Here is a 12,882-nt window from a genome sequence, read left to right on the forward strand (position 1 = left end):
CCGGTGATGGGGCGGGCGACAGGTGGGAAGACGGGCGAACGACATGGGTCTGGTGCGATTTCTTCTGGCCGCGACTGTGGTGATCAACCACACCGGCCCCCTGTACGGCTTGGTCTTTACCGACGCCTACATGGCCATCAAGATATTCTTCATCATCTCCGGCTTTTATATGGCGCTTATCCTGTCGGAGAAATACACGGGACCGGGGCGCTACCGCCTCTTTTACGGGAACCGCTGGTTGCGGCTTTTCCCACCGTACTGGGTGGTGCTCGCCTTCTCCCTTGGCGTGTCGCTTTTTTTCGCCACGTTCCTGCACACGTCCCTGCTCATCGGGCCGTGGCGGACCTGGCTGCACGATCTCTCGCCCACGACAGTGGCCGCGCTGGTGACGGCCAACATCACCATCGTCGGTCAGGATCTGCTCTTTTTCACCAACCTCAACCACGCTTCGGGAACGCTCGCCTTCACCTGGGACGCCCTGTACCGGGCCACACCGGGCTGGTTTTTCCTGCTCACGCCCCAGACATGGACCATCTCGCTGGAACTGCTGTTCTACCTGCTGGCCCCCTGGCTGGTGCGGCGCTCCAACCTGTTTTTGGCCACCATCATCGGCCTGAGTTTTGGACTGCGATCCCTGGTCTACCTGGACAAACTGCCTTTCGACCCCTGGAAGCAACGCTTTTTCCCGGTCGAATGCGGCTTTTTCCTGCTCGGTATCCTGTCCTATCGCCTGTACGCGGCGCTGAAGCCCGTGCCCATCGCCCGCCAAATCCTGTGGACGGTCAGCGGCCTCTATGTGGCGGCCATCCTCGGCTACCAGTTTCTGCCCGGAACACTGGGCAAGGAATACTACCTCTACGCCACCACGGCGCTTTCCATCCCGTTCCTCTTTTTGCTGACCAAAAAGATGCGGTTCGACCGGGCCCTTGGTGAGCTGTCCTACCCCATGTACATCTCCCATTGGACGGTCGTCATGCTGATCGAGTATTTCTACGGCAGACGAAACCTGCCGCTGGTCGCCTTGGCGGCCACCATCGTCTTTTGCCTGGCGCTCAACCGGCTGGTGACCACACCCCTTGAGCGGCTGCGCCAGGAGCGGGTGCTGCGTCGCCGCTAACAGGCCGCCATAAAAAGCTTCTTCCGCTTTCGTACTCCCTGTGGTAGATTGATTGCGCGAAAAAACCGCAACCACGAGGAGTCCGCCATGGTCCAGATCAAGACAATCGTCTGCGCACTGGATTTTTCCGAGGTCAGCCCCAAGGTGGCCGAATACGCCAAGAGCCTGGCCGAAGCCTGCGGGGCCAAGATCGTGGCCCTGTACGTGGCCCCGTCCCTGACCCAGTATGTGGAGTTCCACGTCCAGGCCAGCTACATCGACGACTTCGTCACCGGCATCGTCAGCGGCGCCACGGACACCATGAATTCCTTCGTCAAGGAATACTTCCAGGGCGTCCCGGTCGAGTCGCGGGTGGTCTCGGGCTATGCGGCCGAGGAAATCGTTGCCGTGGCCGAGGAAGTGGGCGCCGACATTATCGTGCTCGGCACCCACGGCCGCAAGGGCCTCGACAAGATCCTTTTTGGCTCGGTGGCGGAAAAAGTCATCAAGACGGCCAAGATACCCGTCCTGTCCATGCGGCCCGAGGGCAAGGGAGACTAGCCGGATGCCGCACCTCCCCGGGGCCATCACGTGTTAAATGATGGCCCCAGGACGCGGCTGCGTCGCTACGGCCCGCCGCCGTATCGCCTGGCCGTGTTGCATGGCGGACCTGGCGCGACCGGTGAGGCGGGCCCGGTGGCCAAATGGCTCTCCCGCCATGAAGGCGTGCTTGAGCCGCTCCAGACCGCCGATTCCGTTACCGGGCAAATCGACGAGCTGGCCGCCTGCCTGGAACAGGAGGCGGACGGCCCGGTCACGCTGATCGGCCATTCCTGGGGGGCTTGGCTCGGCGTGCTCGTGGCTGGGCGCTATCCCGGTCTGGTCAAAAAGCTCATCCTCGTCGGCAGCGGCCCGTTTTTGGCCCGCTATGCCCCCGCCATCATGGAAACACGGCTCGGCCGCCTGGAACCGTCGCAGCGCCAGGAAATGCTGGCGTTTTTCACCTCAGGCTCCGCGATGGACGAGGCAGCCCTGGCCCGCCTGGGCAGCCTGCTCGAGCGAAGCGACGCCTATGATCCCCTACCAGCCGGGGAAGATGCACTCCCCGCCCCGCCTTGCGTCTTCACGGCCGACATCAACGCCAGCGTCTGGCCCCAGGCGGCGGCCCTGCGCCAAAGCGGCGAGCTGCTGCGCGTCGCCTTGTCGCTTTCCTGTCCCATAACCGCCATCCATGGCGACCATGACCCCCACCCCGTGGCCGGCGTGGCCGAGCCCCTGTCCGGTCTGGCCGGGTTTCGTCTGGTCGTGCTGCCCCGTTGCGGACACACGCCCTGGCGGGAACGGCAGGCCCGCGAGCCTTTTTTCGAGGCCCTGTCCGTGGCCATCGGCGCCAAGGCCGCGTCCACCTAGGCCTTCCCAGCCGCCGCCTGTCCTGGCACGGCATCGCTTTACAGAATTGTTCGATACACTTCCCGACCGTCGCATGCCAGCGCCCGGCAAGCCGACCGGGCCCCTGCAACGGAGCCCCGACAGTCATCCATAAAATGGTAAATATTAACATATAGTTACAATACTATTTATTCCTTCCTTTTTTTTGTCGTTGCTTTTTGCTCCAGAAGCGTTAAGTGGTAGCCGAGTTGAATTTTAGCTTTTTTGTCAAAAAGGAGAGACCTCGTGCAGAAGCAAACCCTGGAAAAAGTGTTCGAATACGCCTCATCCCCGGTTCACGGCACCCTTTCGCGCAAACTGCGTAAGGGCGTGAAACTCCAGATCAACGAAGGCAAGTTGTTCGAAGCCGCCACGCTTTTTCTCGGCGATGAATTCGTGCGCATCACCGAGAAGCTGGGCGAGGAAACCCGCAACACCTACTACGCCTGGGACAAGATCTGCTGCGTGAGCACCGTCGGCAAGGTCGAAGAATAAAAAACACGCCGCGTCGCGACCGGTAACGCATGCCGGACGCGAAGCTTGCCCAATTTGGTCCACGCCGGCCCCCCCTCTCCCGACGCGGACCACACGCCGCCCCATCTCTCCACGGGGCGGCGTTCTTTTTTCCAAATTTGTCATCCCAACTTCCTTCCTGACCAACCGAAGGCGACAGGCCGGTTGCCAAACCCGGGAACATACTTATCAGGTCAACGAGGGAGTCGCAGAGAAAGGAGGACTTCATGCAACAACTCAAGCACATCTATAAGGGGTATTCCATCGAACTCACCCCAGAGAGCAACTACTGTTCCGCCTTTGCCATCGACGTCCGGGACGAGACGGGACACCTGCTTTCCCATATGGGCGCGGCCGGCAAGACCGAGGAAAACGCCGTTGCCCGGGGCAGGGAACTCATCGACTTCGAAGAGGCGTATCAACAGCACTAGCGCCCCTTTCACCAAGGAGGCCGCGGAAACCTTGTCTTAGCCAAGGTCCTGCGCGCTTCCTTGGTGCTCATCACCCAACAAGATGCTCTTTGCTGTAACGATCCCAAAGAAATAAAATTTAGGAAGGGGAGAGCGCGAGAGGGGAGAACCCTTTATAAAGGGTTTCCCCTCTCACACCCTCTTCTCCTCTTCTCCTCCCCCCACATCCGCTTTCTTTTCAAATCGCCGCTTTGGTGCTACCCCCGGGACCCTATCGCAACGAGGGGGCAGCTTATGCGTTCCATACCCGTCACGGTCCTGACCGGCTTTCTCGGCGCCGGCAAAACCACCCTGCTCAACCGGGTGCTTTCCGAAAACCACGGTCGCCATTTCGCGGTCATCGTCAACGAATTCGGTGAAATCGGCATCGACAACGAGCTGGTCGTCTCCTCCGACGAGGAGATCTACCTCATGAACAACGGCTGCATCTGCTGCTCGGTGCGCGGCGACCTGATCCGGGTGCTCTCCGGGTTGGCCAGACGCCGGGGGGCCTTCGACGCCGTGCTTTTGGAAACTACCGGCCTGGCCGATCCCGCCGCCATCATCCAGACCTTCGCCATGGACGAGGACACCCGGGATGCCTTCACCCTCGACTCCGTGACCACCGTCGTGGACGCGGTCCATTTTCCGCGCCATGTGGCCGAGAACAGGCAGGCCCTGGAACAGGTCGTCTATGCCGACCTCGTCATCTGCAACAAGGCCGACCTAATCGACGACGCGGCCATCAAGGACATCGAGGCCACGGTGCGGCGGCTTAACGACACGGCCGAGATCGTGGCCGCCGTGCGCTGCGACCTACCCATCGCCAAGCTTCTCGACCGCAAGGCCTTCGATATCGGCCGCATGCTTTTCGGCAATCCGGCCCTGGCCGCCGCGCCCGGGCATGTCCATACCCACGAGCACGACCACGGCATTCAGAGCATGAGCTTCACCCTTGACACCCCGCTCGACCCCGAAAAGCTCGGAACCTTCCTGGCCGACCTGCTGCGGGAGCACGGCCAGGACATCTACCGCTGCAAGGGCATCATGGATGTGGCCGGCACCAGCCAGCGTTTCATTTTCCAGGGGGTGCACATGTACCTGGAGACCGCCTGGGGCGCGCCCTGGAAGGATGAGGAGGCGCACACGAGCAAGGCCGTGTTCATCGGCCGGGGGCTCGACCGGGATCTGGTGGAAAAGGGGCTGGCCGCCAGCGCGGCCAAAGGGGGCGCGGCATGAGCTTTGCGCCCGATGCCGAACTGCCGGGACTGCAACGGACCGATTTCGGGGCCTATGTCGCGGCTTGCGCCGTCAGCCCCGACGGGTCCGTGGCCGCCTTCGCCCTGGGCGACGGACGGTTGGCCCTTGCCGCCGTGGCCACGGGCGAGACAGCCTTTGTCGCGGCCCATTCCGGCGCGACGGCGTGTCTGGCCGCAACGCCTCTGGGGTTTATGACCGGCGGCGATGACGGCCGGGTCGCCCTGATCGACGTGTCCGGCCGGACGCGGGAACTGGCCGCCTTTCCCGGGCAGTGGATCGAACACGTGGCCGCCAGCCGCGATGGACGCGTCCTGGCTGCCGCCTGCGGCAAACAGGTCGTGCTCTTTGCTCCCGACACCCTGGCCCCGACCCAGCTGTCGCCGCTGCCAAGCGCCATCGGGGGGCTGGCCGTCAGCCCCGACGGCCGGACCCTGGCCGCGACCCACTACGGCGGCGTCACGGTCTACGCCCCGCCCCGTCCGGACTGCCCGGGCAACACCTTTGACGGCCCGGGTTCGAATCTGGTCGTGGTCTTTTCCAGGGACGGGGCCAAGATGGCCTGCGCCACCCAGGACAAGAGCGTGCGCGTCTACGACCTGGACCGGGCGGCGGGGTACCTGCTGGAAGGCTATCCGGCCAAGGTGCGCTGTCTGGAATTTTCCCTGGAAGGCGATCTGCTGTGGACCGGCGGCGAGCAGGCCTTCGTCGCCTGGCCGGTGGATGCGGCCGCTTCCCCGGCGGACCGGGAAGCCACCGTGTTCGGGGCCTTCGAGCACGGGCTCCTGGGGAGCCTGGCCGTGCATCCCGCGCTGCCGCTGGTGGCCGGCGGTTTCGACGGCGGCGTGGTGTTTCTCGGCAGCCCCGAGCGCAAGGCCGCTGCCCCTCTTTTCGCCATCTCCAACCGCCGGGTCACCTGCCTCGCCTGGTCGCCCGACGGCCGGCGACTCGTCGGCGGCGGCGACGACGGCGCGGCGTTCTATATGGATATGGCGGGGTAGACGGCGGGGGATGGGAAGAAAAGATGCGAGAGGGGAAACCCTTTGAAAAGGGTTCTCCCCTCTCGCGCTCTCCCTTTCCGAAACTTTTTACCGGGGATCGTTGGGCAAAAGGGGGAACGGCTTATGCGTCCCTCGGGATCGACACCGGCGTCACTGCAACATGTCGCGGATGGCGGCCCGCACCTTTTCCAGCTCGTCGAGGATGTACCTGCCGGCCTCGCGACAGCCGGCGGCATCACCGGCCAGACAGACTTCCTGCAACCGTCGCGCCCGGTCGACCAGCCCTCCCGCCCGCAGGGGGACGGACATGCCAAGCAGGGCATGGGCGGCCTCCCCGGCCCGCTGCCAATCCCCGGTCCGGATCGCCGCGGCCAGGGACGCCTCGGTCCGCGGGCTTTCGTCCAGAAACATGCGGCAGATTTCCCGGGCAAAAGTGCTTTTGCCCCGCTCCTCGTAATAGGCCATGTCCATGGGCGAGTCCGAAGCGATGAGCTGGGCCGGCAGCCCTCCCCGCCGGTCCAGCACCCGGCGCATGACCATGAAAAGTTCGTCCACGTCCACCGGCTTGGACACGTAATCGTCGAGCCCGGCCGAAAGAAACCGCTCCCGGTCCCCTTTCATGCTGTAGGCGGTAAGCGCCACCACCGGCAGGCCCTTGTTCGCCTCGCCCGCCTCGCCGTCCCGGATGCGCCGGGTCGCCTCGGTCCCGTCCATCTCCGGCATCTGGATGTCCATGAGCACCAGATCGACCGGCCCGTTTTGCAACTGGGCCAGAGCCTCCCCGCCCGATCCGGCCAGCCGCACCTCGCAACCGGCTTCGCTCAGGAAATGCTTGAGAAAAAGCCGGTTGACCTGGTTGTCCTCGGCCAGAAGCACCGTAAGCCCGGCAAAGCCGCCGCTCGAGGCTTCGGACCGCGACCCGCCGCTGTCGGAGCATTCCTCCTGGGCGGGCCGCAGCGAAACGGTAAAGGAAAAAATGCTGCCCTGCCCGGGACGGCTGCGGACCCCGATGGTGCCGCCCATCATCTCCACCAGCCGCCGGCTGATGGCCAGCCCCAGTCCCGTGCCGCCGTAACGCTTGGTCCGCGACGACTCCAGCTGCGAAAAAACCTGGAAGAGTTCGGGAAGACGGTCCTCCGGAATACCGATGCCCGTGTCGCGCACCGCGCATTCGACCAGCATGGGGTCCCCGGGCCGCAACAACCGAAACGCCACGGCAATCTCGCCCTGGTCCGTAAACTTCAGCGCATTGCCGACGAGGTTGCGCACCACCTGCATGATCCTGTCCGGGTCGCCGTGGAGCACCTCCGGCACCCCCGGGGAGATGCGCGAGGAAAGGCGTAGCCCCTTTTGCCGGGACGAAAAATGAAACGGCTTCATGGTCCGGTCGAGTATCTCGCGCAGGTCGAAATCCACCGGCGAAAATTCCATCTTGCCGGCTTCGATCTTGGAAAAGTCCAGGATATCGTTGACGATGGCGAGCAGGGACCGCGAGGAATCGAGAATGAGTTCCAGGTGTTCGCGGACCTCCGGCCTGGGACTTTGGCTCAGCGTCATCTGGGTCAGACCGATGATGCCCGACAGCGGGGTGCGTATCTCGTGGCTCATGTTGGCCAGAAAGCCGCTTTTGGCCTGACTTGCCGCCTCGGCCTGCTTCCTGGCCCGCTCCAGGTCGCGCTCCCGGGCCCGGTCCTTGACGTGCCCGAGCACCCCTTCGCCAAGCAGTATCAGGCGATGCACGTCGGCCTCGTCGTAGGGCTCGTCCTTGTCGATGACCACGATGAGCAGCCGGTTGTCGCCCTCGCCCTCCACCGGCACGACCAGGGAGCGCCAGGGCAAGCTCTGCGCATCCGGAGCGCTCGGCGGCGTATTGGCCATCACGGGCTGCCGTGACAGCCAGGCGGTGGAAAACAGTTTGATGCTGCGGGGGTCGAAGGACTGTGCGCCGGGCGGCATGCCGAAGGCGGAGAGCGCCCCGGGGTGGGCGGCCAGGAGCCGAAAGGTCTCCCGCACCGGTTCGTACAGGGCGATCAGCCCATCGGCGCTACCGGTCAGGGCCACGGCCTGGGACAAGGCATAGGTGCCGAGTTGGGACAGCCCGGCCTCGCGCATGCGGCCAAGGCGCAAAAGGACCTCAAGGGTCTTGGTGTGCAGGGCGATCTGCCCGGAGTTGCGCCGGGACTCGGTCACATCCAGGACATGGGAAATGATGCATCGCGGCGCGCCGGCGGCATCGCGCACCAGACGGGCCGAAACGCGTCCCCATATCACGCGTCCCGAGGCGTGGAAATACCGCTTCTCGAAACGAAAGTGTTCGGCTTCCCCGGAGACGGCCCGGGCCATGAGGCGCGTACTGCTCACACGGTCGTCGGGATGCGTCAGTTCGAGAACCTCCATGGTTGTCAGAACCTCGGCCGGATAGCCCATAAACTCGCAAAAGGCCTCGTTGACCCGTAAAAAATGACCCTCGGGTGAAAGGATGCAGAGCCCCTCGCTGGCGCTCTCGAAGGCCATGCGGAACAGCTCCTCGCTGGCGGCCAGAGCCTGCTCGGCCTCGCGCCGCATGGTGATGTCCTCGATGGCCGCAAGCGACCGCACGAAGCTCCCTTCGCCATCGTACTCGCCCACGGACGACAGCAGGATGTCAATGGTCCGCCCATTTTTGGACAGCATGGTATAGGGAAATTCCGAGATTTGTCCCTCGCGCAGGAACATCGGCAGATTGCGCGCAAATTCGGCTTTGGATGCCTCGGTGAGAAAATCGCCAAGGGATCGTCCGATGACCTCCTTGCGGGTGTAGCCCAGGTTTTCCAGCCATCGGTCGTTGACGGCGAGCAGGCGTCCGGCCGCATCGACGGAGTGGAGCATGACCGGCGCCTTCACATAGAGCGGCCCAAGCCCTTGCAAAGCCTCGTCCGGACCGTCGGCGTCACAGTATTCCATACCCTAAACCTCCCGTCTCGCGGCACACGGCGCTTACCACTGGCCTAACCCTAGCCCAGCTCCCGTGTGAAGACAACGGGAGGCCCGATTCCTCTTGACCTCCGCCCGAGTCCCGACGCCTTGTCCACCGCGCCGGTTTGAGGTTATCATGCCACCCACGCCGGGCCGCCCAAAGACCCGACCCACGCTTCGGGAGGTATGTTCATGAAACGCATCCAGTGCCTGATCATCGGCGCGGGCCCCGCCGGACTTTCCGCCGCCATCTACACGGCCCGGGCCGGCATGGATACCATCGTCGCCGGCTGCGAGCCCAAAATCGCTGGCGATTACGAGATCGACAACTATTTCGGCTTTCCCGAGACCATTTCCGGACGCGAGCTGATCAAACGGGGCGTGCGCCAGGCGGAGCGCTTCGGCGCGCGCATCGTGTGCGAACGCGCGCTTTCCGTCCACATGACCGAGGACGGCGCCTTTCAGGCCAAGACCGACAAGGACGAATACGAAGCCCAGGCCCTGATCATCGCCGCCGGCGTCACCCGGGTGCGTCCCGGCATCGCCAACCTCGCCGACTACGAGGGCAAGGGCGTCTCGTATTGCGTCAGCTGCGACGGCTTTTTCTACCGGGGCCGCAAGGTGCTCGTGGTCGGCGAGGGCAACTATGCCGCCAACCAGGCTTTGGAACTGACCAACTTCACCAAGGACGTCACTGTCTATACCCAGGGCAAGGAGCCGGCGATGGGCAATGGATTCGCGGCCAAGCTGGAAGCCGCCGGCATCGTGGTGACCACCGACAAGATCGTGCGCCTCTCCGGCGAGCCGGCCATGGCCGCCGCCGTGCTGGAAGACGGCCGGGAAATGGCCGCCGACGGCCTGTTCGTGGCCATGGGCCAGGCCTCGGCTCTGGATTTCGCCAAGACCCTGGGCGTGGCCTCCCGGGGGGCCTTCCTGGAGGCGGACCACGAGCAAAAGACCAATATCCCCGGCGTGTTCGCGGCCGGCGATTGCGTGGGGCATTTCATGCAGATCAGCGTGGCCGTGGGCGAAGGGGCCAAGGCCGGGCGGGCGGCCATCGCCCATATCAAGGAACGCGTCGGCCAGGCCTGAGCCCGGACCGGGCGGGACACCGCCCGGCCGCAGGTGACAAAGGGAATCCCCCTTGACAGGGCTTAGCGCATAAACGTATAAGTACCAGTTCACAATGCGGCATGGGCCTATAGCTCAGTTGGTAGAGCCACCGGCTCATAACCGGCAGGTCCCAGGTTCGAATCCTGGTGGGCCCACCACGAAGGATACATGGCTACCCCAGCAAAACTTCCCGGAAACGCCTTCCCCGCCGTCGCGGCGACACGGATGACGCGACAAAGGCGCTTTTGCCAGTCCCACGGACCAAAAGCGCCTTTTTTCATGCGCCATGCGCGTTAACGATCTGATCGGGGTTATCGAGCGCACGGCCGTCCCGGCCCGCGCCGCCAGTTGGGACCGCTCCGGCGTGCAGATCGCCGGAACCCTTGCCGACTGCGACAAGCTGGCCGTGGCCCTGGACCCCACGCTTTCCATGGTCGGGGAAGCGCTGGCCTGGGGCGCGCAGGTCATCCTCACCCACCATCCCCTCACCCTTTCCCCGCGCCTGCCCGACCGCGTGGACGACTATCACCGCCTGCTCGCCCTGGTGCTCGGGGCCAAAGCTTGGCTCTACGCCGCTCACACCTCCCTGGACACTGCCGTGGACGGGCCGCCCGCCTGGCTGGCCGACGCGCTCGATCTGACCGACCGCCGCATCCTGGAGCCGGCCGGAACCGAGCCGCACTGGCAGGCACGCTGGCGCGCCGCGCCGGGCAAGGACGTCGCCCGGGCCCTTTCCGCCCTCCCCGGCGTCACGGCCCATCCCTGCGTCGGACAGGTGGAGGCGGTTTTCCCGGCCCGGGAGCGCGAGCGCGTGGAAGAGGCCCTGGCGGCCGTGTGCCCCGAGGCAACCCTCATCTCCCTGGTCGCCCTGGCCGCACCGGCTGCGGCCTACGGCTACGGACTGGTCGGAAAACTGCCCGCTCCGACCACGCTTTCGGAACTCGAAACACGGCTGGCCGCGCTGTTGCCCAGACGTTTTTTCATTGTTGCCGGCGATCCGCCCCCGGTCATCGCCAGCCTGGCTTATTGTCCGGGGTCGGGCGCTGACATGGCCCCGAGGGCTTTTGCCGCCGGTGCCGACGTCTACCTCACCGGCGACCTCAAATACCATCAGGCCCAATCCGTTCCGCCGGGCAAATGTGTCGTCGATGTCGGCCACTTTTCCCTGGAGGAAGTCATGATGCGCCGGTTCGCCGACGATCTGGCCGCGACCCTGGGCGAGACCGGCCCGACTGTCCGCTTTTTTTCCGGAAAGGACCCTTTTTCAGCGCATGTCCTGGATGGGGCCCTGCCCTCCCGGACCGAATAACCACTCGGAGAACCTCATGTACTTGAAACAAATCGAACAATTGGTGGTCTTGCAGAAGGTGGACGACGAGATCGTCATCCTCCAGGAAGAACTCGACAAGGCGCCTTTGCAGATTGCCGAACTGGAAAAACGCCACCAGGAAGTCGAGGACAGCGCCGGAGTGATCCGCGACAAGCTCAAGTATTTGAGCGACCAGCAAAAAAGGCTGGAAACGGAGATCGAGACCGACTCCGTGCGCCTGAAAAAAAGCAAAAGCAAGATGATGATGGTGGGCAACACCAAGGAATATCACGCCATGATGCGTGAGATGGACAACCTGGAAAAGCAGAACCGCGGCCGGGAAGAGGAAAAGATCACCGTGGCCGAGGAGCTGGCCCGCCAGGGGCTTGAACTCAAATCCGTCGAGGAACGCATGGGAGAGCTGGACACGGAACTCCAAGCCGCCCGCCAAAGCCTGGACGAGCGCATCGCCGTGGCCAAGACCAGACTCGACGAGCTCGACAAGCGCCGGGCCGAAGCCGGCACGGCCGTGCCCAAGCCCATTTTGCAGCGCTACGAGTTCATCCGGTCGCGGCTCAAAAACCCGGTCATCGTTTCAGTCGAGGCCGGCATCTGTTCCGGCTGCCACATCTCCATCCCGCCGCAGTCCTTCATCGAACTGCAAAAGGGCATCCAGATTTTAAGCTGCCCCAACTGCCAGCGCCTGATCTACTGGAGCGACCACATCGCCCCTGAGCCGGCTCCCGAGGGTGCCGAAGCGGCCACGGAATCCGAAGCGTAACGGCCTGTTAAGCCTGATTCGCAATAAAATCGGGCAAAAAGAAGCTTCCGACGGCCAGAGGGAACCTTTTCCCAAAAAGTTTCCCTCTGGCCTCACTGCGACAATTCCCACAGAACTGCCGGCGAGGTCTGGAGACCAGGCAGCCTGGAAATGCAGCCGCTTCAGGCCGCTTTGCCGCGATGGAGCGTGGCTTGGCGCAGCAAAACATACGCGCGCCAATAGTTGAACACCCCGCCCAACAAGAAAAACGTACTTCCCACGAGATACTGCCAGGCAAGAAACGAGAAAAGTATCTCCTTGTCGTGCCCAGTCTTGAAGTTCCATAAATAGGGTATCGAGGCCACTGTAAAAAGTACGGAACCGATCACGAAACTCACGGCCGTGAGGTTCATCAGTTGCAGCGTGACCAGATTTTTCGAGGAGACAATCCGCAATACGTTGATGCATGCGCCAAGGACGAAAAGCAGGCTGCCGACAACGAAGCACCAGGCCCCTGCCTTGGGCAGCCCGACACGGGAAAGGAAAAAGATGCTGCCGACGGTAAAAAGGATTGTTCCCCACAAATAACTGGAAGCGGCCAGCCATTCGAAGACATCGAATATGCCATGATGCCTGGACTGATGCCAATGACGCCAAACCTCGATGATGTCATGGACCGTGACGACGAGGTACAGCAGGGATCCGGCGAAAAATATCCAGGCCCCGATGTCCTGATACGCTTCGAACCTCGGGAAAAACAGTATACTGCCGGCGATGAACACCAACCCACCCAGTTTGTAGAGAACGGCATTGAAGGTTTCCCAGCGAAATTGCGCCTGAAGATTGGCCTTGTCTTTGGTCAAATCGTACAGTCTGATACGATTGGCAAACATATGAGGCATGACGTCGCCTCCCTTGAAGCTGTATCCCTCCCCTGAACCGGACAGGTCGAGTTTTCGATTGCACAAAGCCTCGCGTGGCGCGGTCTTGTTTCCCGCAGA

At 63.3% G+C, this 12,882-nt stretch carries 12 protein-coding genes and 1 tRNA gene; 11 read left to right on the top strand and 2 right to left on the bottom strand.

The annotated features are described in order from the left end of the window. Positions 1 to 43 precede the first annotated feature (43 nt). From K9F62_17735 to K9F62_17765, 7 genes are all read left to right on the top strand, one after another. Positions 44 to 1,117 carry an acyltransferase gene (locus K9F62_17735; protein ID UJX40520.1) on the top strand — a complete coding sequence of 358 codons (1,074 nt, stop codon included), beginning with the start codon at positions 44 to 46 and terminating at the stop codon, positions 1,115 to 1,117. Between the two features lie 87 nt (positions 1,118 to 1,204). Next, positions 1,205 to 1,657, top strand: coding sequence for a universal stress protein (locus K9F62_17740; GenBank protein UJX40521.1), 453 nt, complete (start codon positions 1,205 to 1,207; stop codon positions 1,655 to 1,657). A gap of 57 nt (positions 1,658 to 1,714) precedes the next feature. Further along, positions 1,715 to 2,506 carry an alpha/beta hydrolase gene (locus K9F62_17745; protein ID UJX43240.1) on the top strand — a complete coding sequence of 264 codons (792 nt, stop codon included), beginning with the start codon at positions 1,715 to 1,717 and terminating at the stop codon, positions 2,504 to 2,506. A gap of 264 nt (positions 2,507 to 2,770) precedes the next feature. Next, complete coding sequence (locus K9F62_17750) at positions 2,771 to 3,019, top strand: hypothetical protein (GenBank protein ID UJX40522.1); 249 nt, start codon at positions 2,771 to 2,773, stop codon at positions 3,017 to 3,019. A gap of 245 nt (positions 3,020 to 3,264) precedes the next feature. Further along, a complete protein-coding gene (locus K9F62_17755) occupies positions 3,265 to 3,468 on the top strand; it encodes a hypothetical protein (protein UJX40523.1) in 204 nt (67 codons plus the stop codon). Positions 3,469 to 3,741: 273 nt separating this feature from the next. Further along, positions 3,742 to 4,725, top strand: coding sequence for a GTP-binding protein (locus K9F62_17760; GenBank protein ID UJX40524.1), 984 nt, complete (start codon positions 3,742 to 3,744; stop codon positions 4,723 to 4,725). Next, a complete protein-coding gene (locus K9F62_17765; protein UJX40525.1) occupies positions 4,722 to 5,744 on the top strand; it encodes a WD40 repeat domain-containing protein in 1,023 nt (340 codons plus the stop codon). Before K9F62_17760 ends, K9F62_17765 begins: the two co-directional genes overlap by 4 nt. A 150-nt stretch (positions 5,745 to 5,894) precedes the next feature. On the opposite strand, the gene K9F62_17770 is transcribed toward K9F62_17765, so the two are convergent. Further along, positions 5,895 to 8,687, bottom strand: a complete 2,793-nt coding sequence (locus K9F62_17770) for a PAS domain S-box protein (protein UJX40526.1) — start codon at positions 8,685 to 8,687, stop codon at positions 5,895 to 5,897. Positions 8,688 to 8,891: 204 nt separating this feature from the next. On the opposite strand from K9F62_17770, the gene K9F62_17775 reads away from it, so the two are divergent. The 4 genes from K9F62_17775 to K9F62_17790 all read left to right on the top strand — a co-directional run bounded on the left by K9F62_17775 (position 8,892) and on the right by K9F62_17790 (position 11,902). Then, a complete protein-coding gene (locus K9F62_17775; protein UJX40527.1) occupies positions 8,892 to 9,791 on the top strand; it encodes an NAD(P)/FAD-dependent oxidoreductase in 900 nt (299 codons plus the stop codon). A 103-nt stretch (positions 9,792 to 9,894) separates the two neighbouring features. Continuing rightward, positions 9,895 to 9,970, top strand: a tRNA-Ile gene (locus K9F62_17780). A 128-nt stretch (positions 9,971 to 10,098) separates the two neighbouring features. Then, positions 10,099 to 11,121 carry a Nif3-like dinuclear metal center hexameric protein gene (locus K9F62_17785; protein ID UJX40528.1) on the top strand — a complete coding sequence of 341 codons (1,023 nt, stop codon included), beginning with the start codon at positions 10,099 to 10,101 and terminating at the stop codon, positions 11,119 to 11,121. 16 nt (positions 11,122 to 11,137) lie between these two features. After that, positions 11,138 to 11,902 carry a hypothetical protein gene (locus K9F62_17790; GenBank protein ID UJX40529.1) on the top strand — a complete coding sequence of 255 codons (765 nt, stop codon included), beginning with the start codon at positions 11,138 to 11,140 and terminating at the stop codon, positions 11,900 to 11,902. Between the two features lie 161 nt (positions 11,903 to 12,063). Here K9F62_17790 and K9F62_17795 read toward each other — a convergent pair whose 3' ends face one another. Beyond that, on the bottom strand, positions 12,064 to 12,783 hold the full coding sequence (locus K9F62_17795) for a YrhK family protein (protein UJX43241.1): 720 nt from the start codon (positions 12,781 to 12,783) through the stop codon (positions 12,064 to 12,066). Between the last annotated feature and the right edge of the window lie 99 nt (positions 12,784 to 12,882).

This window comes from Desulfovibrio sp. JY, from assembly GCA_021730285.1.
Classification (GTDB): Bacteria; Desulfobacterota; Desulfovibrionia; order Desulfovibrionales; family Desulfovibrionaceae; genus Solidesulfovibrio.

What these genes read in the sequence shown, in the direction of transcription:
- K9F62_17760 (UJX40524.1), top strand. Translation starts at nt 3,742, where the DNA reads ATGCGTTCCATACCCGTCACGGTCCTGACCGGCTTTCTCGGCGCCGGC.
- K9F62_17790 (UJX40529.1), top strand. Translation starts at nt 11,138, where the DNA reads ATGTACTTGAAACAAATCGAACAATTGGTGGTCTTGCAGAAGGTGGAC.
- K9F62_17735 (UJX40520.1), top strand. Translation starts at nt 44, where the DNA reads ATGGGTCTGGTGCGATTTCTTCTGGCCGCGACTGTGGTGATCAACCAC.
- K9F62_17770 (UJX40526.1), bottom strand. Translation starts at nt 8,687, where the DNA reads ATGGAATACTGTGACGCCGACGGTCCGGACGAGGCTTTGCAAGGGCTT.
- K9F62_17785 (UJX40528.1), top strand. Translation starts at nt 10,099, where the DNA reads ATGCGCGTTAACGATCTGATCGGGGTTATCGAGCGCACGGCCGTCCCG.
- K9F62_17795 (UJX43241.1), bottom strand. Translation starts at nt 12,783, where the DNA reads ATGCCTCATATGTTTGCCAATCGTATCAGACTGTACGATTTGACCAAA.
- K9F62_17765 (UJX40525.1), top strand. Translation starts at nt 4,722, where the DNA reads ATGAGCTTTGCGCCCGATGCCGAACTGCCGGGACTGCAACGGACCGAT.
- K9F62_17775 (UJX40527.1), top strand. Translation starts at nt 8,892, where the DNA reads ATGAAACGCATCCAGTGCCTGATCATCGGCGCGGGCCCCGCCGGACTT.
- K9F62_17755 (UJX40523.1), top strand. Translation starts at nt 3,265, where the DNA reads ATGCAACAACTCAAGCACATCTATAAGGGGTATTCCATCGAACTCACC.
- K9F62_17740 (UJX40521.1), top strand. Translation starts at nt 1,205, where the DNA reads ATGGTCCAGATCAAGACAATCGTCTGCGCACTGGATTTTTCCGAGGTC.